Origin of the sequence: Leclercia sp. M-A074-M, assembly GCF_965195605.1 — a bacterium.
Taxonomy (GTDB): Bacteria; Pseudomonadota; Gammaproteobacteria; order Enterobacterales; family Enterobacteriaceae; genus Enterobacter.
The window spans coordinates 73,754-97,365 of the sequence record NZ_CBDAHM010000004.1 but is presented as its reverse complement, the minus strand read 5'-3'; the positions used below and the strand labels follow the sequence as shown (position 1 = coordinate 97,365).

At 53.7% G+C, this 23,612-nt stretch carries 21 protein-coding genes and 2 pseudogenes; all 23 read right to left on the bottom strand.

Annotated elements, in window-relative coordinates; all coding sequences use genetic code 11:
* Window positions 1-38 precede the first annotated feature (38 nt).
* Complete coding sequence (locus ACOKCT_RS10070; protein ID WP_420193421.1) at window positions 39-869, bottom strand: hypothetical protein; 831 nt, start codon at window positions 867-869, stop codon at window positions 39-41.
* On the bottom strand, window positions 854-1,420 hold the full coding sequence (locus ACOKCT_RS10065; protein ID WP_420193420.1) for a hypothetical protein: 567 nt from the start codon (window positions 1,418-1,420) through the stop codon (window positions 854-856). The genes ACOKCT_RS10070 and ACOKCT_RS10065 overlap by 16 nt, the downstream gene beginning before the upstream one ends.
* Entirely contained in the window at window positions 1,420-1,602 is a 183-nt protein-coding gene (locus tag ACOKCT_RS10060; RefSeq protein ID WP_409454962.1) for a PAAR domain-containing protein, read from the bottom strand. The genes ACOKCT_RS10065 and ACOKCT_RS10060 overlap by 1 nt, the downstream gene beginning before the upstream one ends.
* Before the next feature lie 88 nt (window positions 1,603-1,690).
* Window positions 1,691-2,398: a T6SS immunity protein Tli3 family protein gene (locus ACOKCT_RS10055; RefSeq protein WP_420193419.1), complete on the bottom strand. Its 708-nt coding sequence runs from the start codon at window positions 2,396-2,398 to the stop codon at window positions 1,691-1,693.
* Between the two features lie 3 nt (window positions 2,399-2,401).
* The gene (locus ACOKCT_RS10050) at window positions 2,402-3,109 is read right to left on the bottom strand and encodes a T6SS immunity protein Tli3 family protein (protein ID WP_263951672.1); all 708 of its coding nucleotides are present in this window, start codon (window positions 3,107-3,109) and stop codon (window positions 2,402-2,404) included.
* A 3-nt stretch (window positions 3,110-3,112) separates the two neighbouring features.
* Window positions 3,113-3,808, bottom strand: a complete 696-nt coding sequence (locus ACOKCT_RS10045) for a T6SS immunity protein Tli3 family protein (protein WP_263951671.1) — start codon at window positions 3,806-3,808, stop codon at window positions 3,113-3,115.
* Between the two features lie 3 nt (window positions 3,809-3,811).
* A pseudogene (locus ACOKCT_RS10040) lies at window positions 3,812-4,507 on the bottom strand (T6SS immunity protein Tli3 family protein).
* Between the two features lie 3 nt (window positions 4,508-4,510).
* A complete protein-coding gene (locus ACOKCT_RS10035; RefSeq protein WP_263950806.1) occupies window positions 4,511-5,218 on the bottom strand; it encodes a T6SS immunity protein Tli3 family protein in 708 nt (235 codons plus the stop codon).
* A 9-nt stretch (window positions 5,219-5,227) separates the two neighbouring features.
* Entirely contained in the window at window positions 5,228-7,363 is a 2,136-nt protein-coding gene (locus tag ACOKCT_RS10030) for an effector protein Tle3 domain-containing protein (RefSeq protein ID WP_412531187.1), read from the bottom strand.
* Entirely contained in the window at window positions 7,360-9,870 is a 2,511-nt protein-coding gene (locus ACOKCT_RS10025) for a DUF2345 domain-containing protein (protein ID WP_263950803.1), read from the bottom strand. Before ACOKCT_RS10025 ends, ACOKCT_RS10030 begins: the two co-directional genes overlap by 4 nt.
* Before the next feature lie 321 nt (window positions 9,871-10,191).
* The gene (locus tag ACOKCT_RS10020; RefSeq protein ID WP_420193512.1) at window positions 10,192-10,899 is read right to left on the bottom strand and encodes a T6SS immunity protein Tli3 family protein; all 708 of its coding nucleotides are present in this window, start codon (window positions 10,897-10,899) and stop codon (window positions 10,192-10,194) included.
* A 3-nt stretch (window positions 10,900-10,902) separates the two neighbouring features.
* Entirely contained in the window at window positions 10,903-11,610 is a 708-nt protein-coding gene (locus ACOKCT_RS10015; protein ID WP_156654529.1) for a T6SS immunity protein Tli3 family protein, read from the bottom strand.
* A gap of 9 nt (window positions 11,611-11,619) precedes the next feature.
* Window positions 11,620-13,755, bottom strand: a complete 2,136-nt coding sequence (locus ACOKCT_RS10010) for a T6SS effector phospholipase Tle3 domain-containing protein (protein ID WP_420193418.1) — start codon at window positions 13,753-13,755, stop codon at window positions 11,620-11,622.
* A gap of 448 nt (window positions 13,756-14,203) precedes the next feature.
* Window positions 14,204-14,434 carry a tautomerase PptA gene (gene pptA / locus ACOKCT_RS10005; protein ID WP_156654533.1) on the bottom strand — a complete coding sequence of 77 codons (231 nt, stop codon included), beginning with the start codon at window positions 14,432-14,434 and terminating at the stop codon, window positions 14,204-14,206.
* 32 nt (window positions 14,435-14,466) lie between these two features.
* Window positions 14,467-15,087 carry a glutathione S-transferase family protein gene (locus ACOKCT_RS10000; RefSeq protein ID WP_103179672.1) on the bottom strand — a complete coding sequence of 207 codons (621 nt, stop codon included), beginning with the start codon at window positions 15,085-15,087 and terminating at the stop codon, window positions 14,467-14,469.
* A 43-nt stretch (window positions 15,088-15,130) separates the two neighbouring features.
* The gene (locus tag ACOKCT_RS09995) at window positions 15,131-16,018 is read right to left on the bottom strand and encodes a transporter substrate-binding domain-containing protein (protein WP_103179673.1); all 888 of its coding nucleotides are present in this window, start codon (window positions 16,016-16,018) and stop codon (window positions 15,131-15,133) included.
* 9 nt (window positions 16,019-16,027) lie between these two features.
* Complete coding sequence (locus ACOKCT_RS09990) at window positions 16,028-16,801, bottom strand: amino acid ABC transporter ATP-binding protein (protein WP_156654534.1); 774 nt, start codon at window positions 16,799-16,801, stop codon at window positions 16,028-16,030.
* Window positions 16,785-17,708, bottom strand: coding sequence for an amino acid ABC transporter permease (locus ACOKCT_RS09985; RefSeq protein WP_263950800.1), 924 nt, complete (start codon window positions 17,706-17,708; stop codon window positions 16,785-16,787). Before ACOKCT_RS09985 ends, ACOKCT_RS09990 begins: the two co-directional genes overlap by 17 nt.
* 9 nt (window positions 17,709-17,717) lie before the next feature.
* On the bottom strand, window positions 17,718-18,227 hold the full coding sequence (locus ACOKCT_RS09980; protein WP_263950799.1) for a GNAT family N-acetyltransferase: 510 nt from the start codon (window positions 18,225-18,227) through the stop codon (window positions 17,718-17,720).
* A 9-nt stretch (window positions 18,228-18,236) separates the two neighbouring features.
* Window positions 18,237-20,497 (bottom strand): annotated as a pseudogene (locus tag ACOKCT_RS09975) (NtaA/DmoA family FMN-dependent monooxygenase).
* A gap of 15 nt (window positions 20,498-20,512) precedes the next feature.
* Window positions 20,513-21,634, bottom strand: coding sequence for an amidohydrolase (locus tag ACOKCT_RS09970; protein ID WP_103179679.1), 1,122 nt, complete (start codon window positions 21,632-21,634; stop codon window positions 20,513-20,515).
* Window positions 21,631-22,626: an LLM class flavin-dependent oxidoreductase gene (locus ACOKCT_RS09965; protein ID WP_159339343.1), complete on the bottom strand. Its 996-nt coding sequence runs from the start codon at window positions 22,624-22,626 to the stop codon at window positions 21,631-21,633. Before ACOKCT_RS09965 ends, ACOKCT_RS09970 begins: the two co-directional genes overlap by 4 nt.
* Before the next feature lie 110 nt (window positions 22,627-22,736).
* The gene (locus ACOKCT_RS09960) at window positions 22,737-23,276 is read right to left on the bottom strand and encodes an adenylate kinase (RefSeq protein WP_159339344.1); all 540 of its coding nucleotides are present in this window, start codon (window positions 23,274-23,276) and stop codon (window positions 22,737-22,739) included.
* Between the last annotated feature and the right edge of the window lie 336 nt (window positions 23,277-23,612).

The window sequence follows — 23,612 nt, the reverse complement described above, 5'->3', positions numbered from 1 at the left end:
CTGAATTCGGGAAACAGATCTTTTGATTCAGCTGCACACTAATATCCCATGTCCCTATATGCTTCATTGGTTTTTATAACTAACGCTAAGCAGCCTATGCTAATAAACCCGACGAAAGGGATAAAGATACTCGCAATAAGCCCCCAAAGAGATAGCGGGGCATTTTTATCTGAGAAAGTAATCTGATATGCAAAGAATGAAATTACACAGAAAAATGCAGCCATAACCGAAGGCATAAGTGGATTACTCCAGCTTCCCCACTCAAGGTTTGCCGGGATACTGGTTTTCTGGGAAGAGAGTGCAGTAATACAAAATTTGTTTTTTTCTGAACAGGCCACCAACTGCTCCCCTTGGGCATATTTCACCGCATCTGCCGCCAAAGCCAGCGCCAGCCACCGATACCCGGCACTCTTTTCGCCGAAAGAGGCATCTACATCCAGCCGCTCCGATGCCAGCCCCCTTTCATCCAGAACCTGCATTAACGGGTATTTCTCAGTACGGGGCAGCCCGGTATGCCAGAGCGTTTTCGGTGTAAGTACCGAGCCTGCCTCCAGATAGATCGGCATTTTTGCCTCAACATCTGTCACACCGGCCATGGGCTGATACAGATAAACCGGTTTTTCACCTTCCTCCCGGACATAATGGTTGGTCAGCAGGAATGCACAAGCATTTTCCATGTTCTTTGATTCATTTTCTTCTTCATGTAAATCAACGATAACCAATAATCGGTTTTCAACCCTGTAATCTGACAGTTTGGTCCATTTGCTGATAAGTGCATAATCGGGACATTCAGTGCTGTATTCAATTTTGCAGGTACTGGCATGAACCACACCTAATCGGTCCAGCGAGCGCCTCAGCTCTCTATACAATTTTCATTCCCTCCGCGAACCCAGACAATGGTTTCAAAAACCCGGTAATTGTATCCCTTCAGCTTTTCGGCCATCGGAGCCAGTAGGCGGCAAAATACCTGTTCATTGCGCGTCTGGTCGAAAAGCGCTTCCAGCAGAATTTTTACCGGTGTTTTCGGCGCCAGTGGAAACTCCCCTTCCAGCTTCAACATGTTCAGTGCCGGTTGCTCCAGCGGAGTGATGGCAGACCATGCTGCAATAGCCACATTTTTTCGAGCATAAGCTTTTAAATGAATTTCCCGCTCTTTTGCAATGAATTTACGAGTTTCAAAATAGTGAATATTGGCGTCATGAAACATGAACGCTACATAAACAATCACAGAGACAAGGCAAAAGGGTAAAATAACTGAAGGCACAAAAAAAATGGCAGTAACCTGTTCCTTTTCAGGCCAGGTTAAAGCTCTGATCAGCAGGCTCGCTCCTATGGCGACAACATACAGGACAATAATAACCGCGACTGGCACATCGGTATCTGCATCTGGCTGTTTCTTGAATAACCACCACTCTTTCATCACGCAGCCCCCGCGACAGGCAAGGTACTTTTGATTTCGCAACCACAGGCCGCGTGACAACCATCCACCACAACCCCCCTGCCGCGCATAGTCCAGGTGGGATGACATTCATTTATTGGAAATGTCCCTCTGTGCAAAGGGCACGTCACCAGATCGGCCCTGAGGGCCACGGGTTTGCCCATAAAGGGCGCACCGGAAGCTGTCGTTACTTTTCCACCGCTTACCAGCGGGTCGTTTAATCGAATGACACCTTTCATTATTTCTATCTCCTTATCGTCCTGCATCCATATCACAGCGCATCCGATCCCAGCCGGTGTAACCCTTCACTTCGGGGACTTTGTCGGGTAAATCCTGATAGTTTGCTTTAAATTGGGCTGTATTATCTTTCAGTGCTTGTTTGGTGATGTAATCCATCCCCCAGGCTGGCCCTGGGAAACGGGGTTCTATTTTCCCATTTACTTTGCTTCCCATACCGTTATCCACGGTATATTCAATCCCTGGGCCACCAGGCAGAATGCGCGGATCTTCAAACGGTTTTGAAGACATATACAGCCGGTGTTTGGTCTGCAGAAAACCCTGATCGTTGACGACGGTAAAAGACACCACGTCTTCTGCGGGCGCTCTGTTATCACCATTAGGTTCATTATGTCCGGGCGCAAAGCCAACCGCCCTCCAGGTTTTGCCATAATCTTTTGAAACAAGAAATCCATCCACTTGCCAGTTGGTAATTGCTATATACCTCTCAGAGGGATGGATAAACTTTCGCGTAAAAATTCGATAAAACTGACTGGCTGGTATTGTGTGAATACCTCGTTTAGTGTCCGTATACCAGAGTTCTCCTTCGCAGTCCCAGCCTTTAAGCTCCAGAAATCGATGGTCATCGAACCGATAAACTACCTGAGTCGGCGGCTCTTTCGCCTGACACTCAGAAGCCAGCACAACGGTGACGACGGCGAAAAAAGTACATAATCCTTTCATCAATTATCGCCCCGCATCCATGTCACAGCGCATACGATCCCAGCCGGTATAGCCTTTCACTTCGGGGACTTTGTCGGGCAAATTTTGCCAGTTCGTTTTAAGTTGTTGCGTGCTGCCATCAAGCCCTTGCTTTGTCATGTAGATCATCCCCCAGGCCCATCCGGGGGAGCGGGGTTCCAGTTTCCCGTTTACTGTGCCACCCATACCGTCATCCACGGTATATTCAATGCCTGGGCCACCCGGCAGAATGCGCGGATCTTCAAACGGTTTTGACGACATATACAGCCGGTGTTTGGTCTGCAGAAAACCCTGATCGTTGACAACGGTGAAGGATAATACGTCTTCATAAGGTGCGTAATCATCACCGTTCGGTTCATTATGACCAGGCGCAAAGCGTACACTTGCCCAGGTTTTCCCATAATCTTTCGATACGCGAAAGCCATCTGCACCCCAACCAGTTATTGCAATATATCGTTCAGAGGGGTGAATAAATTTTCGGGTAAATATTCGATAAAATTGTGAAAAAATTTGCGAATGGATCTTTTTCTGAGTATCCGCATACCAGAGCTCCCCCTGGCAATCCCACCCTTTTAACTCAAGATAGCGATGGTCATCGAACCGATAAACTACCTGAGTCGGCGGCTCTTTCGCCACGCAATCAGCAGCCAGAACAACGGCGAACACTGCGAAAATAGTACATAATCCTTTCATCACTTATCGCCCCGCATCCATGTCACAGCGCATACGATCCCAACCTGTATAATTCTTCACTTCCGGAACTTTGTCGGGCAGGTCCTGATAGTTTTGTTCATGACTTACAACCTTTCCTTTCAGCCATTCCTTAGTAAAGTACACCATTCCCCATTTCCAACCTGGAAAGTCGGGGCTAATTGTCTGGACGGTGCCATCATCCAGTTTGTATGTAATACCAGCCCCACCTGCCACGACGCGCGGATCATCAAACGGTTTTGAAGACATATACAGCCGGTGTTTGGTCTGCAGAAAACCCTGATCGTTCACGACGGTGAAGGATAATACGTCTTCATAAGGTGCGTAATCATCACCGTTCGGTTCATTATGACCAGGCGCAAAGCGTACACTTGCCCAGGTTTTCCCATAATCTTTCGATACGCGAAAGCCATCTGCACCCCAACCAGTTATTGCAATATATCGTTCAGAGGGGTGAATAAATTTTCGGGTAAATATTCGATAAAATTGTGAAAAAATTTGCGAATGGATCTTTTTCTGAGTATCCGCATACCAGAGCTCCCCCTGGCAATCCCACCCTTTTAACTCAAGATAGCGATGGTCATCGAACCGATAAACTACCTGAGTCGGCGGCTCTTTCGCCACGCAATCAGCAGCCAGAACAACGGCGAACACTGCGAAAATAGTACATAATCCTTTCATCACTTATCGCCCCGCATCCATGTCACAGCGCATACGATCCCAACCTGTATAATTCTTCACTTCCGGAACTTTGTCGGGCAGGTCCTGATAGTTTTGTTCATGACTTACAACCTTTCCTTTCAGCCATTCCTTAGTAAAGTACACCATTCCCCATTTCCAACCTGGAAAGTCGGGGCTAATTGTCTGGACGGTGCCATCATCCAGTTTGTATGTAATACCAGCCCCACCTGCCACGACGCGCGGATAATCAAACGGTTTTGAAGACATATACAGCCGATGTTTGGTCTGCAGAAAACCCTGATCGTTTAAGACGGTAAACGACACAACATCTTCAGCAGGCGCTCTGTTATCTCCATTCGGTTCATTATGACCGGGAGAAAAGCCGACGGCCCTCCAGGTTTGACCATAGTCCTTCGACACAAGGAATCCATCCACTCGCCAGTTGGTAATTGCTATATACCTCTCAGAGGGATGGATAAACTTTCGCGTAAAAATTCGATAAAACTGACTGGCTGGTGTTGTGTGAATACCTCATTTAGTGTCCGTATACCAGAGCTCTCCTTCGCAATCCCATCCTTTTAACTCAAGGTAGCGATGGTCATCGAACCGATAAACTACCTGAGTCGGCGGCTCTTTCGCCACGCAATCAGCAGCCAGAACAACGGCGAACACTGCGAAAATAGTACATAATTCTTTCATCACCTATCGCCCCGCATCCATGTCACAGCGCATATGATCCCAGCCGGTGTACCCCTTCACTTCGGGGACTTTGTCGGGTAGGCCCTGATAGTTTGTCTTAAACTGGGCTATGTCATCTTTCAGACCCTGTTTGGTGATGTAATCTAGTCCCCACGCAGGGCCTGAGGAGCCAGGTTTTAGCTTCCCGTTTACATTATTTCCCATACCATCGTCCACGGTAAATTCAATCCCTGGCCCACCAGGCAGAATGCGAGGATCTTCAAAAGGCTTGGACGACATATACAGCCGGTGTTTGGTTTGTAAAAAACCCTGATCGTTCACGACGGTAAAAGATACCGCGTCTTCGGCAGGGGCTCTGTTATCACCATTAGGTTCATTATGCTTAGGAGAAAAGCCAATTGCCCTCCAGGTTTTGCCATAATCTTTTGAAACAAGAAATCCATCCACTTGCCAGTTGGTAATTGCTATATATTTCTCAGAAGGATGGATAAATTTTCGCGTGAAAATTCGATAAAACTGACTGGCTGGTGTTGTGTGAATACCTCGTTTAGTGTCCGTATACCAGAGTTCTCCTTCGCAGTCCCAGCCTTTAAGCTCCAGAAATCGATGATCATCAAACCGATAAATCACCTGCGTCGGCGGCTCTTTCGCCAAACTATTCGCAGTCAGTAAAATAGTGGCGAATGCGAAAACAACACAAAGTCCCTTCATGCTCAGTCCTTAAGCCAGCTGGCCGTCACTTTTAGGTTTTGGCATTTCCCATTGCAATAACTTCCTTTCCTGAAAGTCTTCTGCTTTGAAAAAGCCCATATCGATATTTTTCGGGTTACGAACATTTGGTCGGATACCGGCATAATCATTATCCACACCGTAATTACCCTTAGGCAGCACTTCATCTGGTTTATTCATTACGTTCTTTGTCGAGACATCTGGCAGTCGTCCGGAACGATAATATTCTTTAGCAGCAGGAAAACCATTCATTGGATCGCGCCAGTCTGCACGATGTAACAGCTCCTCCCAGAACTTCCCTGCCTTATAATCAAACGCTTTACACTGCCCAATAGCCAGATCGAACGCCATCGCGTGTGACGGCGCAAACTCACTCATGACAATAGATGAGTGCTGGCTATAACTAACCGGATCGATTTTTTGCCACTCCGCTTCCAGCTCTTCACGGGTTTTCAGCCAAGTTATGGACAGCACCGGGTACTCTTTTGAACCCGTAATCTTCCCTTCAATGACTTTATGTTTCCGGGCAATACTCTCTATTTCAAGCTCATCGCGCGTTAAGACATGCCCCGGTTTCCAGCTGATACGCTGATAGCTGTTGAGCATATACATGGCAGAGTCCGTGCGCTTAATAGCGCTGGCTTTAGCGGAATAGGAGATGTAGGCATCCGGGCTGTCGGGATCGATATAATAGGTATAGGGTTTGTCACTGGTCTGCGGATCGTTATCAGGCCTGTTATCCTGTCCCTGGAGTTTAAACGTAAACGGCTCCGGTAATTCCTCGCCGTTAATGATTACATCACGAAAGTTATAACTGCTGTTCGTCAGGAAGGCATATTCTGCATCCCCCTCCTTTCGCGGCGGCAACGCAAAAGGCTTTGCGTCCGGCGCTTTCCCTACCTCGCCGTGCTGATAAAAGACGCGCTGAAAGAGATTAGGAATATCCCGGGCTATTTCCTGAGGGATACCCCGCCAGCCCATCCCCTGTACATTTTCCAGCGACACGACGCCGTCGTTAGGACAAAAGTAGTTGTACACCTTGCCGTCGTTGCTCCGGCAATACCGGTCATCGGTTCGCAGCGGATTATCGGAAGGTTTACGCAGGGTGCAGGAGGCCTCCATCGCCTGCAGTTCACCCTCTGTTATTTTTCTGCCACCTTTCCACTGCGTGTACATCAGGCGACAGAAGTTTTTGAAGGTGTTCTGTCTGGCCGCGTTGGTCTGTTGATATCCGGGCTGAATATTTTCAAATACGCGCGACTCCAGCGAATACGGGGAGTGGTTAAGAATGACGCAGTTAACCGGAGCATATCCAGCCTGTTTCACCAGCATATTTGCCAGCATGGTGATGATAGTTCCCTGGCTATGAGCTACCACGTTCATAATATCATTCCTTGTTATATCCTCTGCCCTGACCTGAATAATCAAATCCGCCAGCCGCTGAGCGGCAAAAAATTGATAAATACGGTGAGGATTTTCATATATTGGATGCGTATAGTCCCCGTCATTAAAGTGCAATGAGGCAAATCCCGCTGCGGCCACGCCAAAGCCACCGGCACCCGGCCCTAAGATGTCGGGAATAGTGGTCGTCGCATTAGCAAAGGTTCCGCCTCCTTTGGCAAAATGCATATCAAGCGCGTTTTTAAAGTTATCGCTCTGGAATTTAAAGGGTCCTTTGCCGTCATTACCCAGCGCCGCTTTATTCTTCTCGTTATTTTCCTGATAGGCGTCATACGGCAGATGGGCTTTTTCACTCAGCTTGCTGACCTCCTCCCGGTAGCGTTTCTGGTCTGCCCGGTAGTCGTCACAGGTCACCGGTTTATATCCCCAGTAAAACGGGATGACGGGCGAACGGCCGGGAGCGGTGATCCTGTAGTCTTTCCAGGTATGGGCATAAAAATCCTGCCGGTTAAGCCGTTTTCCCAGTCCTGCAAGAATGCCCTTCTCCTGATTCTGGTACGCCTCACCCACGTCGTTTACGCCGTGGACCAGGATCACGATCCCCGGCATCGGGCGCGGCACGCCCACGTTGCGCGTCTGGGCGGCTTCTCCCAGACTTTTGTGTACCGGAATATCGCCTTCAGAGATCACCCGTGGGGCATATGGTTTTGTCTTCGACTCCGTCATTCCATTAACTCCATTTTGTAACTGTCGAGGTCATCAGCATCAAGCAGCGGTGAATGACCATTGCTGTCCGTCACGCCTTCTACAATCTGGCCGGACGAATTCGTCAGTCTGAATTTTTTGTTTGCCAGAATTTGCTCCGGGTCATCGCCCGCGTGCAGCTTATAGCGGAGCTTAAAAGCACCTTTCTCGAAGGATGGCGATTGAACTGACGCACTTTCCGGACCGTCGTATTTCAGGTTCGGTGCTTTAAGCTCAATGCCGGTTGGCGAGAAAATGGTGACCAGCCCGTTCGGACTGATGCGGATCCCGCCCCCACCGCAGACAAACTGCATCCCCTCTCTGGCACTGCCGTTCATCTTCCCGGCGGTACTGGTCAGCGTGAAATCCTGCTGTGACAGCATGTGCATTTCACCGCGCTGCGCCTGGGTCGTGATATCCCCTGCACCGGCAATCATCTGGATACCGAGCTTGCGGGCAAACAGCGAAATTTTCTCCCCCACGGCCAGTGAGAATTTTTTCACCACATTCACGCTGGTATCATTGCCCGCCGTGGCGATCAGGTCCTTCCCGGCAGACAGTTGCAGACTGTCCGGTGTGATTTGAGCAATCCCGTTTTTGCCATAGGCCAGAATGCCGGGTTCCGTGAGATGACTTAACGCCTGACTGAGCGCATTCTGCTGGTCGGTTTCGACATTACAGGCCCCCGCCGTCAGCGCACTTTGTTGCAGGGTCATCGCCAGCGATAAAGCTTTCTCAAGCTGCGCGATGGCTGCTGCCATATCCAGCTGTTTCCCTGCGGCGCGTGGCTGGGCTTCAGTAGTGATCATCACCCCTTTGGCGGCACGCAGTGACATCCAGTCATCGGTACGGGCCTCAAGGCCTTCGCCACGTTTTTTCCCTTCAGCATCGACCAGATGTCCCACGCTGAATTGCCCCTTGCCGTACTCCGTAGAAATCTTGATATGCTCCTGGCCGCGGCGGTCCTCAAGACGAATCTTGTTGAACGCAGCCGTGCGGATCACGTTGCGGGTATCGTTGCGGTTGGTGACTAAATCCGGGCGGCTGCCATCATGCATAGCGTGGGCAATAAAAGGTCGGTCCGGATCGCCGCCTTCAAAACCAATGGCCACCTCGGTGCCGTCCAGCAGCGGAAAGTGAATGCCAAAGGTGTCACCGGCATAGGCTCTTCCAAGACGTACCAGAGCGCTTTCAAACCCGTCACGCTTCTCATCCAGGTCAAAATCAAACTTCACCCGGTAGCGCCCGTGCGCATCAAGCCCGGCATAAGTTTTATCACCCCCGATAGCCGCCACTCTTGCAGGCACGGTTCCGGCTATCACTGGCCGGGGTATATATTCAGGGCGGAAGCTGTAGCCGTGGATGTAGGGGATACCCGTCAGCACGGCGCGGTAATGTTCCGCGCGACTGCTGCGGATGGTCATTTTCGTTATCAGAAAGCCGGGTTTAAAACCGTCTGGAATGGGCCCCGTGGGGTGAAATATGATACCCGGCTGAAGTTCGGGATCGCTGGTCGTTGCGCCCAGAATACTCTGGCCGTTCAGCAGACGCTCATAACGAAGCCGGGCGTAAAACGTGGCCGTTTCCGCCTCTTCGCCATAATAATCACCGTTAGTCAGGTAAGGATCGGCATAGTGATAATGTTGTCCTGTGGTGACACCCTGAGGGATATCACTTATGTCGATAGTTTTGTCGGCCTGAGGCGAGTGCGGGTCGCGGTAGTTATAGGTGCGTACCAACGCGTTTTGGGGGATTAAATCGTGCTGTTCCTCCAGATCGGTAATGTAATCGGCGTAACTGGTCATGCCAGAACGGCGGACATAAGGCACTTGTTTGTCGCAGAAGAGGTAACGGCGTTCAGAATCCCCAAAAATAACGACGGTTTCAGCCTTCACTTTGTCGTGATTCTCTAAGCGGAACCAGATCCCCACCTCCGCCAGTAACCGGCGGATAAACTGTAGATCGGTTTCTTTCCACTGAATAATCATCTCCCGTCGCGAGTAAATATGGATGAGTTGGTCAAAATCGATGTTGTAGCCGTCAAAATACCCACTCTCCTTCATGAGCTTCGTGACGAGTTCCGGCACCGTCATGTCCATGTACACCGCGGAACGGTAGTTCCTGTCCAGCAATACCAGCTCATGCTCCAGCACACACTCATACAGCGCTTCATCACCGGAAGACTTCAGGCGGGAAAATTGCGTGATCGTACCGTTTATCTGTCGTACCGGCAGCCAGGGCGTTTGCCCTTGCCAGGAGGCATTTGGATTCGGGGCTCGCAGAATAAATTCGGCCATCTGGTTAAGAACGGCCTCAATGGCAATGTTCTGATCCGGACTGGTAAAGCGGATGGTATAGCGCCAGGGCTCGCTTAACCCCTCTGTTCCGGTAAACGAGTGAACATCCGGAATAACGCTTTTACTTCGGGGAAAATACAACAAATAACGATTTAAGGTAGCCTGCTGGACAACTTCGTTGTTCCCTGCCATAGATAAACATCCTTTTAATAAACGGTGGACCTGCTTTTAAATAATACACCCAACGCTATTATTAAAATATGATTTAGCCATGTAAAATCAGGCGTTATAGATACAAGGATATTCACTAAATAAATTCATAGGCATAAAAAAATCACCACACAAATATAAAGCACACACCTTTTAATCAGATTTAAATAACAAAATGACGAACACGTTTTTTTATCCGGCGGCCTCATTTGCGGGTGGCGGCTGCGCCTTACCCGGCCTGGAAGGGCACGGAAACTGTAGGCCGGGCAAACGCAGCGCCGCCCGGCATAATCCTTTCATCACCTATCGCCCCGCATCCATGTCACAGCGCATCCGATCCCAACCGGTATAGTCCTTCACTTCAGGTACCTTGTCGGGTAAGCCCTGATAGTTTGCTTTAAATTGGGCTGTATTATCTTTCAGTGCTTGTTTGGTGATGTAATCCATCCCCCAGGCTGGCCCTGGGAAACGGGGTTCTATTTTCCCATTTACTTTGCTTCCCATACCGTCATCGACGGTATATTCAATGCCTGGACCACCCGGCAGAATACGCGGATCTTCAAACGGCTTTGACGACATATACAGCCGGTGTCTGGTCTGCAGAAAACCCTGATCGTTGACAACGGTGAAGGATAATACGTCTTCAGCAGGCGCGTAGTCATCACCATTAGGTTCATTATGCCCGGGAGCAAAGCCAACAGCCTTCCATGTTTCGCCATAATCTTTTGAAACAAGGAATCCATCCACTTGCCAGTTGGTAATTGCTATATATTTCTCAGAGGGGTGAATAAACTTTCGCGTAAAAATTCGATAAAACTGACTGGCTGGCATTGTGTGAATACCCCGTTTGGTATCCGTATACCAGAGTTCTCCTTCACAATCCCATCCTTTCAACTCGAGGTAACGATGTTCATCAAACCGATAAATAACTTGTGTCGGTGACTCTTTCGCCTGGCACTCAGAAGCCAGCACAACGGTGACGACTGTGAGAATAGTACATAATCCTTTCATCATTTATCGCCCCGCATCCATGTCACAGCGCATATGATCCCAGCCGGTGTACCCCTTCACTTCGGGGACTTTGTCGGGTAAACCCTGCCAGTTCGTTTTAAATTGTTGAGTGCTGTTTTCAAGCCCTTGCTTAGTCATATAAATCATCCCCCAGGCCCAGCCCGGAGAACGGGGTTCCAGCTTCCCGTTAACTATGCCTCCCATACCGTCCTCCACGGTAAATTCAATGCCTGGGCCACCAGGCAGAATACGCGGATCTTCAAACGGCTTTGACGACATATACAGACGGTGTTTGGTCTGTAAAAAACCCTGATCGTTGACGACGGTGAAGGATAATACGTCTTCAGCAGGCGCGTAGTCATCACCATTAGGTTCATTATGCCCGGGAGCAAAGCCAACAGCCTTCCATGTTTCGCCATAATCTTTCGAAACAAGAAATCCATCCACCTCCCAGTTTGGGATAGAAATATAACGCTCTGAAGGATGAATAAATTTGCGGGTGAATATTCGGTAAAACTGAAAATATGGCTGTGAATGAATGCCTCGCTTTATATCCGTATACCAGAGTTCCCCCTGGCAATCCCAACCTTTTAACTCAAGGTAGCGATGGTCATCGAACCGATAAACAACCTGCGTCGGTGGCGTTTTCGCCAAACTATTCGCAGTCAGTAAAATAGTAGCGAATGCGAAAACAACACAAAGTCCCTTCATGCTCTGTCCTTAAGCCAACTGGCTGTCACTTTTAGGTTTTGGCATTTCCCATTGCAATAACTTCATTTCCTTGAAGTCTTCCAACCTGACAATACCCATATCAATATCTTTCGGATGACGTGACCGAGGTCGGATGCCGGCATAATCATTCTTTACACCGTAATCACCTTGTGGTAGCACATTGTCAGGTTTATTCATAAAGTTTTTAGTCGTACCCGCTGGTAATCTTCCGGAACGATAATATTCTTTAGCAGCAGGAAAACCATTTAATGGATCCCGCCAGTCTGCACGATGCAATAGCTCTTCCCAGAATTTCCCCGCTTTGAAATCAAACGATTTACACTGTCCAATCGCCAGGTCAAAGGCCATTGCCTGAGACGGCGCAAACTCGCTCATCACAATGGAAGAGTGCTGGCTGTAACCAACCGGATCCGTTTTCTGCCATTCTGCTTCCAGCTCTTCACGGGTTTTCAGCCAGGTTATGGACAGTACCGGGTACTCTTTTGAACCCGTAACCTTCCCTTCAATGACTGTGTGTTTCCGGGCAATACTTTCATTCTCAAGTTCATCGCGCGTTAAGACATGCCCTGGTTTCCAGCTAACTCGCTGATAGCTGTTGAGCATATACATTGCAGAGTCCGTGCGCTTAATAGCGCTGGCTTTGGCGGAATAGGAGATGTAAGCGTCCGGACTTTCCGGATCGATATAATAGGTATAGGGTTTGTCACTGGTTTTTGGATCGTTATCAGGATGGTTATCCTGCCCCTGGAGCTTGAAAATAAACGGCTCCGGTAATTCCTCGCCGTTAATGATTACATCACGAAAGTTATAACTGCTGTTCGTCAGGAAGGCATATTCTGCATCTCCCTCCTTTCGCGGCGGTAACGTAAAAGGCGCACCGTCCGGCTCTTTCCCTACCTCGCCGTGCTGATAAAAAACGCGCTGATACAGATTAGGAATATCACGGGCTATTTTCTGAGGGATACCCCGCCAGCCCATCCCCTGCACATTTTCCAGCGACACGACGCCATCGTTAGGACAAAAGTAGTTGTACACCTTGCCGTCATTGCTCCGGGAATACCGGTCATCGGTCCGCAGCGGATTATCGGAAGGTTTACGCAGGGTGCAGGAGGCCTCCATCGCCTGCAGTTCACCCTCTGATATTTTTCCGCCCCCTTTCCACTGCGTGTACATCAGGCGACAGAAGTTTTTAAAGGTGTTCTGCCTGGCCGCGTTGGTCTGTTGATATCCGGGCTGAATATTTTCAAACACGCGCGACTCCAGCGAATAGGGAGAGTGGTTAAGAATGACGCAGTTAACGGGATCATATCCGGCCTGTTTAACCAACATATTTGCCAGCATGGTGATGATCGTACCCTGGCTGTGGGCGACCACATTAATCACATCCTTTTCAGTAACAGGATCACTTCGAATCTGAATAATCAAATCCGCCAGCCGTTGAGCGGCAAAAAACTGATAGATGCGATGCGGGTTCTCATAAACAGGATGCGTATAGTCCCCGTCATTGAGGTGCAGCGAGGCAAATCCCGCTGCGGCCACACCAAAGCCACCGGCACCCGGTCCTAACATGTCGGGAATAGTGGTCGTCGCATTAGCAAAGGTCCCGCCCCCTTTGGCAAAATGCATATCAAGCGCGTTTTTAAAGTTATCGCTCTGGAATTTAAAGGGTCCTTTGCCGTCATTACCCAGCGCCGCTTTATTCTTCTCGTTATTTTCCTGATAGGCATCATACGGCAGATGGGCTTTCTCACTCATCTTGCCGACCTCTTCCCGGTAGCGCTTCTGGTCTGCCCGGTAGTCGTCATAGGTAACCGGTTTATATCCCCAGTAAAACGGGATAATGGGCGAACGGCCAGGAGCCGTGATCCTGTAGTCTTTCCATTCATGAGCGTAAAAATCCTGGCGATTAAGCCGTTTACTCAGTCCGGCAAGGATACCCTTCTCCTGGTTCTGGTAAGCCTCACCCACGTCGTTCACGCCGTGGACCAGAATCACGATCCCCGGCATCGGGCGTGGCACGCCCACGTTGCGCGTCTGGGCGACTTCTCCCAGACTTTTGTGTACCGGAATATCGCCTTCAGAGATCACCCTCGGGGCATATGGTTTGGTCTTTGACTCCGTCATCCCATCAACTCCATTTTGTAACCATATCTTCTGTCCAGCAGAGCCAGTTCATGCTCCAGCACGCACTCATACAGAGATTTTTACTACGGGGAAAATACAATAAATAACGATTTAAGATAGCCTGCTGTTGGACAGCCTCGTTGCTCCCTGCCATAGATAAACATCCTTTTAATAAACGGTGGGCTTGTTTTCAAATAATATACCCACCTCTATCATTAAAATATGATTTAGCCATGTAAAATCAGGCGTTATAGATACAAGGATATTCACTAAATAAATTTAGTGACGTAAAAAAATCACCGCGCAAATATAAAACACTCGCCTTTTAATCAGATTTAAATAACAAAATGACGAACACCTTATTTTATCCGGTAGCCTCATTTTCCGGGTAGCGGCTGCGCCTTACCCGGCCTACACGGGTACAGTACACGCAGGCCGGGCAAAAGATTTACATCGAATAACCCGGTTTCTTAATCAACTCATCCAGCTTCGGCTCAATCTCCCTGTCCCAGACCTGCGCTTTCCAGTCCGCTTCTGCGACCTCGTTCAGGGCTACGGAAATGGCGCGATCTTTACTGTTCAGATGACGGGTAATCACCTCGGCGATATCCGCCGCCAGGGCGGTTTTTTGCTCGTCGTTCAGGTCGCGCGGGAAACATTTGATATCAACGTGTGGCATGTGCAGGGCTCCTTTTGAATGAGCATTCCAGACTAGCAGAGAATAGTGTTGTCTTTTAGCACCTTGTGCAGTTTCGGGAGCTTGCACACGCTATCGGCGATGGCCGTGATCTTCGGGGTATTGGCAGCGAACCAGTCCGGACGTGGTCCCCAGGTACGCATCACGCACAGGTAGCAGTCCACCAGCGTGATTTGCTCGCCAAAGGCGTATGGGGTGGCTTTGAGGTGATTATCCAGCCACAGGTAGAGCGATTTCCGGTATTCACGGCAGTTTTGCTGTAGCTGTTCCGGGGCGTCCGGTGCCCAGCGCTCCGGGTAGTCGGCAAAGGTAAAGGTGGGATAGACGTTGGCTACCAGCCAGATCAGCAGGCGCTGAAACTGCTGGCGCTCCGCGCGTCCAACCGGAGGCGCAAGTTCCGGGCAACGATCGAGGATCATCAGCGCAATCGCCGCCGTCTCCGTTATGATTTCGCCGTTTTCCAGCTCGAGGGTTGGCACCTGACAGAGCGGGTTGAGTTTTTCCAGCAGCTCACGGGTTGCCCCCGGCTTATCGAACCCGTCGACGTTGATAAACTGATACGGAATGTCGGCGAGGGTCAGCATCACCTCACTGATGGCTGAACCCCAGCCCGGTACGCCATACACTTTGATCATGATCGCTCCACTTCAGGGTCATAACCCTAAGTGTAGAGCAGCATCAGTAGGTGATGCCTGGCGGATTGACCTCCGACTGCGTTACCGCTTCGCCCTGCTCCGCCCAGCGCGCCAGCACTTTCTGGTACTCTCCCCGCTGGATCGCCCCGTCGAGGGCGGCCTGTAAGGCATACACCAGCCCGTTCCCCTTTTTAGTCGTGGTCGCCACATACGCCTTCTTCGGCCCTAAGCCCACCACCCGGGTTTTGCCGGTCAGCGCCGCTTTGTAAGCCGAGACCGACTGCGGGCCGAAGAAGACATCCGCCCTGCCGGACTGGATATAGAGATTGCCGGAGGCGTCGTCGGTCAGATAGACCGGCAGCGCAGGCTCTCGCCCGGCGCTTTTGTTCTCCTCGTTCCAGCCCAGCAGAATGCGCTCCTGGTTAGTGCCGGAGCCGACAATCACCTTTTTGCCTGAGAGATCGGCGGCGCTTTTAATCGATTGCACCTCGCTGGTGGATTTTACCGAGAAGGCCAGGTTATCGACGCGATAGGTGGCAAAATCAAACTTCTCTTTACGCTGCTCGGTCACCGCAATGTTCACCAGCGCCACGTCGTAACGCCCGGAGGTGATGCCCAGCGGCCAGTCCTCCCACGCCGTCGGTACCAGCTTTAATTTCAGCCCGAGGCTGCCCGCCAGCAATCGGGCGATATCCGGGTCGCTGCCGATGCGGGTGCGGTTGTCGCTGGCCAGCAGCGCCAGCGGCGGGGAGTTGAGCGCCGAAATGGCCACCGTCAGGGTGCCCGGTTCGACAAATTTATAGTTAGCCGGGATCTTCGCCACCGCCTGCTTGTCCACCGTCACCGGCAGTGGCTGTTCGTTGGCCTGTAAATCAATCGCGGCGTGGCTTGTGGATGCCACCATGAGTAACGCCAGTACGCCCTTTTTCATCTTCACTCCTTACAGCACTTTGGACAGGAACTGCCGCGTTCGGGCGTGGGACGGTCGGTTCAGCACCTCGTCGCTGCTGCCCTGCTCCACGATTTTGCCGTCGACCATAAACACCACCTGGTCCGCCACTTCCCGGGCGAAGCCGATCTCATGGGTCACCACCACCAGCGTAGTGCCGGAGCGGGCCAGCTTTTTGATCACATCCAGCACCTCGCCAACGAGTTCGGGGTCCAGCGCCGAGGTGGGTTCATCAAACAGGATCACCCGCGGACGCAACGCCAGCGCCCGGGCAATGGCGATGCGCTGCTGCTGCCCGCCAGAAAGATGACGCGACCAGGCGTCGGCTTTATCCCGCAGCCCCACGACGTCCAGCAGTTCGTAAGCCCGCTCGATGGCCTCTTTACGGCTCAGCTGTCTGTGGGCGATGGGCGCTTCGATCAGGTTCTCCAGCACCGTCAGATGCGGGAACAGGTTGAAGTTCTGGAACACGTAGCCGACATTGACCCGCTGTTTGAGGATAGCCTTCTCTTTCAGCTCGTATAGCGTATTGCCCTCCCGGCGATAGCCGATGTAATCCCCGTCAATCTGAATAAAGCCCTCATCGACGCGCTCCAGGTGGTTAATGGTGCGCAGCAGGGTCGATTTACCCGAGCCGGACGGGCCGAGGATCACCGTTACCGAGCCGGGCGGGATCTCCAGCGAGACGTTATCCAGCGCCTTGTGGCGGCCAAAGAACTTGCTCACACCGGTAATGGAAATATGTCCTTCAGGAGAGGCTGGCATGGACGGGCTCCTGTGTGGTTGGAGTGGTGACTGAACGGGTGCGGGTGGCGCGGGAGCTGTTCACTGCCGAGCGGCGCTCGCTGCGGGCCAGGCCTCGCTCAACCAGGTGCTGAATGGCAGACAGCACGGTGGTGATCGCCAGATACCAGACGGCACCGACCATCAGCAGCGGGATCACCTCCTGGGTGCGGTTGTAGATCATCTGGATGGTGTAGAACAGCTCCGGCATCGCCAGGACATAAACCATCGCTGTGCCCTTGGCGAGGCTGATGATTTCGTTGAACCCGGAAGGCAAAATGGTGCGCAGCGCCTGCGGCAGAATGATACGCAGGGTACGGCGTGAGGCCGGTAAGCCCAGCGCGGCTGCCGCTTCATACTGGCCGTGATCGACCCCTAAAAAGCCGCCGCGAATGATCTCCGCGGTATAGGCGCTCTGCACCAGCGTCAGCCCGACCACCGCCGTAGAGAACTGCCCCAGCACGTTGATAGTTTCAAAGCTGCCCCAGGTGATGCCGGTAAACGGCACGCCGAGCGACAGCCTGTCGTAGAGATAGGAGAAGTTGTAGAGAACGATCAGCACCACAATCAGCGGCAGGGAGCGGAAGAGCCAGATGTACCCCCAGGCGAGGCTGCTCAACAGCCACGAGGAGGACAACCGCGCCAGGGCCAGCACGCCGCCAAACACCACGCTAAGGAGGGTCCCGATCAGCGTCAGGAGCAATGTCTGCCCAACGCCCTCGAGGATCACCGGGTCGAAGAACCAGCGGGCAAACACGCTCCACTCCCAGCGGGGGTTAAAGGCGACCGACTGAATGACCACCGCCAGCACAAACAGCGCCACAATCGCCCCCACCGTGCGCAGCGGATAGCGCGCCGGGACCACTTTGATGGTTTCAACGTTGTTCATCGTCGTTCCTCAAGCTGATTTGCTGAACGCTTCGCGTACCAGCGTTTTGGTGAAGCGCAGCCGTCCGTCAAACGGTGGCTGGCTGTACTCTTCCGGGTCGCGGTTAAGATCGAACTGCGCCGCGTAGCCCTGGCTCAGATAGAGCCGCACCGCTTCCGGCTGGCGGAAGCCGGTGGTGAGATAGATCTGGCTGTAACCGGCAATCCACGCCCGGCGCTCCAGCTCCTGCACCACACGGGCGGCAAGCCCCTGCTGACGCAGGGATTTGTCGGTCCAGATACGTTTGATCTCGGCGGTTCGGGCATCGAAAGGCTTGTAGGCCCCGGTGGCGATAATCTTTCCGTCGCGCTCCAGCACGATAAACAGCCCCTGGGGCGGCAGATACCACTCGGTCAGTTCCACCTCGGTATCTTTAGAGAAGTAGTCCCCGTAGCGCGCCGCGTATTCACCGAACAGCCCGTTAATAATGGGCTGAAGATCGGCATCCTCCGGTGAAACGTCACGAAAAAGGTCGCTCATAGGATCTCCTTAGTCGCCAAGACCAGCCGGGTTAACTTCGGAGTACGGGATGCGCTCCACCCCTTCACCCCAGCGGTTCAGTACCTTGTCGTAGTCGCCGTTCTTGATCACGCCGTTGAGCGCGGTCTGCACCGGCTCTGCCAGGCCACTGCCTTTTTTCAGGGTGACGGCGATGTGCGCCGCTTTCGGCCAGCCGCCGTCCACGCTGCCCACGAGTTTGGTTTTCCCGTTCAGGGCCGCTTTCCATGCGCCGATCACGTTCGGGCCAAAGTAAGCGTCCGCGCGACCGGACTGTAACGCCAGGGTCTGGGCGGCTTCGTCTTTGGTGTAGATGGGGGTGAACGGCTTCAGCCCCTTCTTCTGGTTCTCCGCATCCCACGCCAGCAGGATCGCCTCCTGGTTGGTGCCGGAGCCCACAATGATCCGCAGCCCGGCGATATCCTCAGCCTGCTCAAGTTTCTTGATCGGGCTGGTGGATTTGACGTAGAAGCCCAGCGAATCTTTCCGGTAGGTGGCGAAATCGAACTTCTCTTTGCGCGCTTTAGTCACGGTGATGTTGCTGATCGCCGCGTCGTATTTCCCGGAGGAGACCCCCAGCGGCCAGTCTTCCCAGGAGGTGGGCACCACGTTCAGCTCCAGACCGAGGCTGTCGGCCACCAGACGGGCGATATCCGCCTCGCTGCCAATCAGCGTTTTGTTGTCATCGGCGAAGACCGTCAGCGGCGGCTGGCTCAGGCCTGCAATCGCTACGGTGAATTTTCCCGGTACCACCGGTTTAAAACTGGCGGGCAACTGGGCGATGGCCTGGGGATTTTTTGCCGTGTTGATCGGCGTTTTATTGGCCTCGAGGCTCACCCCGGTGCCGTTAATTGTGACGTTCTCTGCCCAGACGGCAGGGGTAAAGGCCAGCGCGAGCGCCAGAATAAGCGATGATTTTTTCATGGCAGGTTCTCTTATTGTTTTGTGAACTGATTAACGGGCTGCGCTAAACCCAGGCTCTCGCGCAGGGTGGTGCCGGGGTATTCAGTGCGGAACAGGCCGCGCGCCTGCAACAGCGGCACCACCTGGTCAACAAAGCGCGGGAAGGTGTCCGGCGTGCCGCCCTGAATAATGAAGCCATCCGCCGCATGGCCTTCAAACCACTGCTGTAACCCATCGGCCACCTGCTCCGGGGTGCCGGAAAAACGCGGGCGCGGCGAGGCGGCTTCCAGCGCCACCTGACGCAGGGTTAAGTTGCGCTCCCGGGCGTTGCGCTTGATCTCATCGGTGGTACTGCGGAAGCTGTTTTTGCCCAGCTCGCCAATGTCCGGGAAGGCCTCGTCCAGCGGATACTGGCTGAAATCGTGATGCTCAAAGTAGCGGCCAAGATAGTTCAGGGCATCGTTGATGGAGACCAGCGCGGCGGTGGTCTGGTACTGCTGCTCCACATCGTCACTGTCTTTCCCGACGATGACGCTTACCCCCTGGAAGATGTGCAGTTCGTCCTCCCGACGGCCATGCTGTTTAAGCTGGCTTTTCACGTCGTGCCAGAACGCCCGGGCCTCATCAAAGGTGTCATGGTGGGTAAAGATGGCGTCGGCATGTTTCGCCGCCAGCCTTTTGCCATCGTCCGAGGCGCCGGCCTGGAAGACAATCGGCCTGCCCTGCGGTGTGCGGCCAATATTCAGCGGCCCGGCCACCTTAAAGAAATCCCCGTGGTGATCGAGGGTGTGCAGCTTTTGCGGATCGAAGAACTGCCCGGTCTCTTTGTTACGCACAAAGGCGTCGCCCTCCCAGGAGTCCCACAGCCCTTTCACCACGTCGAGATATTCGTCGGCAATCCGGTAACGCAGGGCGTGCTCCGGGTGCTTATCCCGGGAGAAATTTTTTGCTGACCCCTCCAGCGGCGAGGTGACCACATTCCAGCCCGCCCGGCCATGGCTCAGGTGATCGAGGCTGGCGAACTGGCGCGCCACGGTGAACGGCTCGCTGTAGGAGGTGGATAATGTCCCCACCAGCCCCAGCCGGGAGGTGACGGTCGCCAGCGCCGACAGCACGGTCAGGGGCTCAAAGCGGTTGAGAAAATGCGGGATCGACTTCTCGTTGATGTAGAGGCCATCGGCGACAAAGATAAAGTCGAGCTTGCCCGCTTCGGCCTTCAGGGCCGTCTCTTTGACGAAATCAAAATTGATGCTGGCATCGGCGATTGCTGCCGGGTGGCGCCAGGCCGACATATTCCCCGACGCGCCATGCAATATCGTGCCCAGACGCAGCTGTCGTGTTGCGGTCATAGTGACTCCTTCCCCTTAAAGTTGATTCAGTGCTTTTTCTGCAAGCCGGGCGAAATAGCGCGCGGCGGGTGCGATGAGGGCTTCGTCCGGGTTAAAAGCCGGATGATGCAATCCATAGGGGCTGGCGCTGCCAATGCTGACGAAGGCGCCGGGGATCTGCTGGAGGTAGACGGCGAAATCCTCCCCGCCCATGTGTAGCTCCGCCTGCTGCGTCTCGTAGCCAGTTTCCCGCGCCACCGAGGTGGCAAACTCGGCCCAGGTGGCGTCGTTGACCAGCGCGGTAGGCCCGGCATACCAGGTGATATCGATCTGCGCATTAAAGGCGCTGGCGAATCCGGCGGCGATCTCAGCTACCCGGGCCTTCACGTTCTGCTGCACTTCGGTGCGATGGGTGCGCAGGGTTCCTTCCAGCTCGACGTGCTCCGGCAGCACGTTCCAGGTATTTCCCCCGGTAATGCGCGTCACGCTCAGTACCACCGAGTCGAGGGTGTTGACGTTGCGGCTGGCAACGCTTTGCAGGGCCGTCACCAGCTGACTGGCGGTCACGATGGCGTCGTGACCTTCATGAGGACGGGCGGCGTGAGCGCCTTTACCGGTAATGCGCAACACGAAGCGATCAACGTTGGCGTAAAACGGGCCGCCGCGGGTGGCAAAGTGTCCGACCGGTAAACCGGGTTCGTTATGCATGCCGAAGATGGCGCTGACGTCGCGCAGGGCCCCGGCGCGCACCAGGCTTTTGGCGCCGCCAAAGTTCTCCTCCGCGGGCTGGAACAGGATCCGCACCCGGCCATTGAGCGCCTCTTCCCGCGCTTTCAGCTGCAAGGCGGCGCCGAGGATGACGCTGGTGTGTATGTCGTGGCCGCAGGCGTGCATCACCCCGGCACGCTGAGAGGTGAACGCCACCCCGCTGCGCTCCTCAATCGGCAGGGCGTCGATATCCGCGCGCAGGGCAATCTGTTTTTCACCCCTCCCCACCTCGGCGACCACGCCGGTTTGCAGGTCATAGGGAAGGATGGCGATCCCGGCATCCCCCAGCCACTGGCGCAGGCGCGCGGTGGTTTCTACCTCCTCGCCGGAAAGCTCCGGGTTCTGGTGCAGCTCGCGGCGCCAGGCGATCAGCTGTTGCTCCAGGCTCATACCGCCACCTCCCGTTGCTGTCGGGCCTGGGCCAGCAGACGCAGGGACTGCACCCGCGCAGCGCCGTCAGCCACCGGGGTATCAATGATGAACTCGTGAATGCCCCACTGCTGATGCAACGCCTCCAGCTGTTCCAGCACCGACTCCGCAGTGCCCACCAGCAGGGACTGGGCGCGACGGGCGATGCGCAGCGGCTCACTGTTCGCCTGGCGGGCAAAGGCGTAGGCCTGCTCTTCGCTGGCGACGGTCACCCGCTGGCCGTTGGCCAGCTCAACGCCCCACACCTCTACTGCGCTTGCCAGCGCCCCGGCCTGCGCCTGTGTGGGGGCAACGATGGCCTGCACCGCGACAATGACCTCGCGGGCGCTGTGGGCGCGCCAGGTCTCAATGACCTCACGCAAAAGTTCGGGGTCACCATTCAGATGGGCGGCAAAGACAAAGTCCCAGTTGAGGCGGGCGGCGAGACGCGCGCTCTCCACGCTGGCACCGAGCAGAAAACCGGCGGCAGGCACCTGCGGCCGCGGGGTGGCACGCACCGCCTCCTCCTCTGAACCTGGGTTGATCCAGCCATCCAGCTGCGCCAGCTGTGCGGCGAAATCGCCCTTCTCCTGCGAGTTGAGGCCGAGCTGGAGCGCCTTTGTCGAGAGCGGCAGCCCGCCGGGCGCCTTGCCGACGCCCAGATCCACACGCCCCGGGGCAATCGCCGCCAGCAGGTTGAAGTTTTCCGCCACTTTGTAGGGGCTGTAGTGTTGCAGCATGACCCCGCCGGAGCCGACGCGAATGCGCCGGGTCTGCCCGAGGATCCAGGCAATCAGCAGCTCCGGGGACGGACTCGCCAGTTGCGGGGTGTTGTGGTGTTCGGCAATCCAGAAGCGGTGATAACCCAGCGTCTCCGCCTGCTGCGCCAGGCTCAGGGTGCGGGCCAGCGCATCGGCGGCCGTTTCGTGTTCTGCGACAGGACTTTTATCCAGAATGCTGATTCGCCAGGACATGTTGCAATCTCGTTTGACTAAACATGTCGCCATTATTAAGGGGCGATTTCACCGCTGAGAAACAATTAATTTACATTTGGTTTGCCATATTTCAGAAATACCGCGGCGGGTTAGCGCGCTGCACGTAGCTCCGCGAGCAGCGCTTCGGCCTGTTGTCGGGTGGTAATACGGACGAAGCGGATATGGGCATAAGAGGGGTTGCGCATATCCGCCTCGTAGCGCGCCCGGTTGCTGCGCCAGGTTTTAAGCGTCCAGAGCAGGATCGACTCGCGGCTGAAAAAGGAGCGGCGAAAGCTCTCCCGGTTGCCGGTGCCGGGCCACAGCTCCTGCTGCGTCCAGGCGCGTTTTACCGCCCGCGTCACCGCCTGACGCAGGGTGCGGGCCAGGCCGTAATCCACCCATACCACCAGATCCACGTCGCGCCATTTTATGGGCCGGGTGCGGTTATAGTTGCCGTCCAGCACCCAGCCAGGTGTCGCGCTGAGGGCGGCTTCCAGTTTCGCAAAGAGAACATCGTCCGGGGTGCCCTGCCACTCCGGGAGCCAGTAGAGGGTATCCATTTCGATACAGGGCAGCGCCAGTTCAGTGGCGATCCGGCGGGCGAGCGTGCTCTTGCCGCTGCCGCTGGTGCCAATAATATTAATTTTCATCGTCTCACCTGTTAAGCGGATAACCGTGGTCAACCATGATAATGTTTTATCATTGTTAATGAAACGCTATTTCGAAGAGTCCGGTTTCGGTCAGGTATCCATTACTTTCTTTATATTTAGCTTAAGTCAATTTATTCCCCGCCACCCCCAACCTTTTCTCCTTGTTGATGACATTTTTATTACGCGCGCCACCCATAACCAATAAAAAATAGTTAATGGCGATACTTTCTAATTATCGGGAATTTGTGGAGAATACGCCGTCCGGACTATTTAAAATAATATACAACCTTACCTGAATCTTTTTCGGGTGGCTTTTATTTACGCAGACATCAGCCT

What these genes read in the sequence shown, in the direction of transcription:
- ACOKCT_RS10065 (WP_420193420.1), bottom strand. Translation starts at nt 1,420, where the DNA reads ATGAAAGAGTGGTGGTTATTCAAGAAACAGCCAGATGCAGATACCGAT.
- ACOKCT_RS10060 (WP_409454962.1), bottom strand. Translation starts at nt 1,602, where the DNA reads ATGGGCAAACCCGTGGCCCTCAGGGCCGATCTGGTGACGTGCCCTTTG.
- ACOKCT_RS10055 (WP_420193419.1), bottom strand. Translation starts at nt 2,398, where the DNA reads ATGAAAGGATTATGTACTTTTTTCGCCGTCGTCACCGTTGTGCTGGCT.
- ACOKCT_RS10050 (WP_263951672.1), bottom strand. Translation starts at nt 3,109, where the DNA reads ATGAAAGGATTATGTACTATTTTCGCAGTGTTCGCCGTTGTTCTGGCT.
- ACOKCT_RS10045 (WP_263951671.1), bottom strand. Translation starts at nt 3,808, where the DNA reads ATGAAAGGATTATGTACTATTTTCGCAGTGTTCGCCGTTGTTCTGGCT.
- ACOKCT_RS10035 (WP_263950806.1), bottom strand. Translation starts at nt 5,218, where the DNA reads ATGAAGGGACTTTGTGTTGTTTTCGCATTCGCCACTATTTTACTGACT.
- ACOKCT_RS10030 (WP_412531187.1), bottom strand. Translation starts at nt 7,363, where the DNA reads ATGACGGAGTCGAAGACAAAACCATATGCCCCACGGGTGATCTCTGAA.
- ACOKCT_RS10025 (WP_263950803.1), bottom strand. Translation starts at nt 9,870, where the DNA reads ATGGCAGGGAACAACGAAGTTGTCCAGCAGGCTACCTTAAATCGTTAT.
- ACOKCT_RS10020 (WP_420193512.1), bottom strand. Translation starts at nt 10,899, where the DNA reads ATGAAAGGATTATGTACTATTCTCACAGTCGTCACCGTTGTGCTGGCT.
- ACOKCT_RS10015 (WP_156654529.1), bottom strand. Translation starts at nt 11,610, where the DNA reads ATGAAGGGACTTTGTGTTGTTTTCGCATTCGCTACTATTTTACTGACT.
- ACOKCT_RS10010 (WP_420193418.1), bottom strand. Translation starts at nt 13,755, where the DNA reads ATGACGGAGTCAAAGACCAAACCATATGCCCCGAGGGTGATCTCTGAA.
- pptA (WP_156654533.1), bottom strand. Translation starts at nt 14,434, where the DNA reads ATGCCACACGTTGATATCAAATGTTTCCCGCGCGACCTGAACGACGAG.
- ACOKCT_RS10000 (WP_103179672.1), bottom strand. Translation starts at nt 15,087, where the DNA reads ATGATCAAAGTGTATGGCGTACCGGGCTGGGGTTCAGCCATCAGTGAG.
- ACOKCT_RS09995 (WP_103179673.1), bottom strand. Translation starts at nt 16,018, where the DNA reads ATGAAAAAGGGCGTACTGGCGTTACTCATGGTGGCATCCACAAGCCAC.
- ACOKCT_RS09990 (WP_156654534.1), bottom strand. Translation starts at nt 16,801, where the DNA reads ATGCCAGCCTCTCCTGAAGGACATATTTCCATTACCGGTGTGAGCAAG.
- ACOKCT_RS09985 (WP_263950800.1), bottom strand. Translation starts at nt 17,708, where the DNA reads ATGAACAACGTTGAAACCATCAAAGTGGTCCCGGCGCGCTATCCGCTG.
- ACOKCT_RS09980 (WP_263950799.1), bottom strand. Translation starts at nt 18,227, where the DNA reads ATGAGCGACCTTTTTCGTGACGTTTCACCGGAGGATGCCGATCTTCAG.
- ACOKCT_RS09970 (WP_103179679.1), bottom strand. Translation starts at nt 21,634, where the DNA reads ATGAGCCTGGAGCAACAGCTGATCGCCTGGCGCCGCGAGCTGCACCAG.
- ACOKCT_RS09965 (WP_159339343.1), bottom strand. Translation starts at nt 22,626, where the DNA reads ATGTCCTGGCGAATCAGCATTCTGGATAAAAGTCCTGTCGCAGAACAC.
- ACOKCT_RS09960 (WP_159339344.1), bottom strand. Translation starts at nt 23,276, where the DNA reads ATGAAAATTAATATTATTGGCACCAGCGGCAGCGGCAAGAGCACGCTC.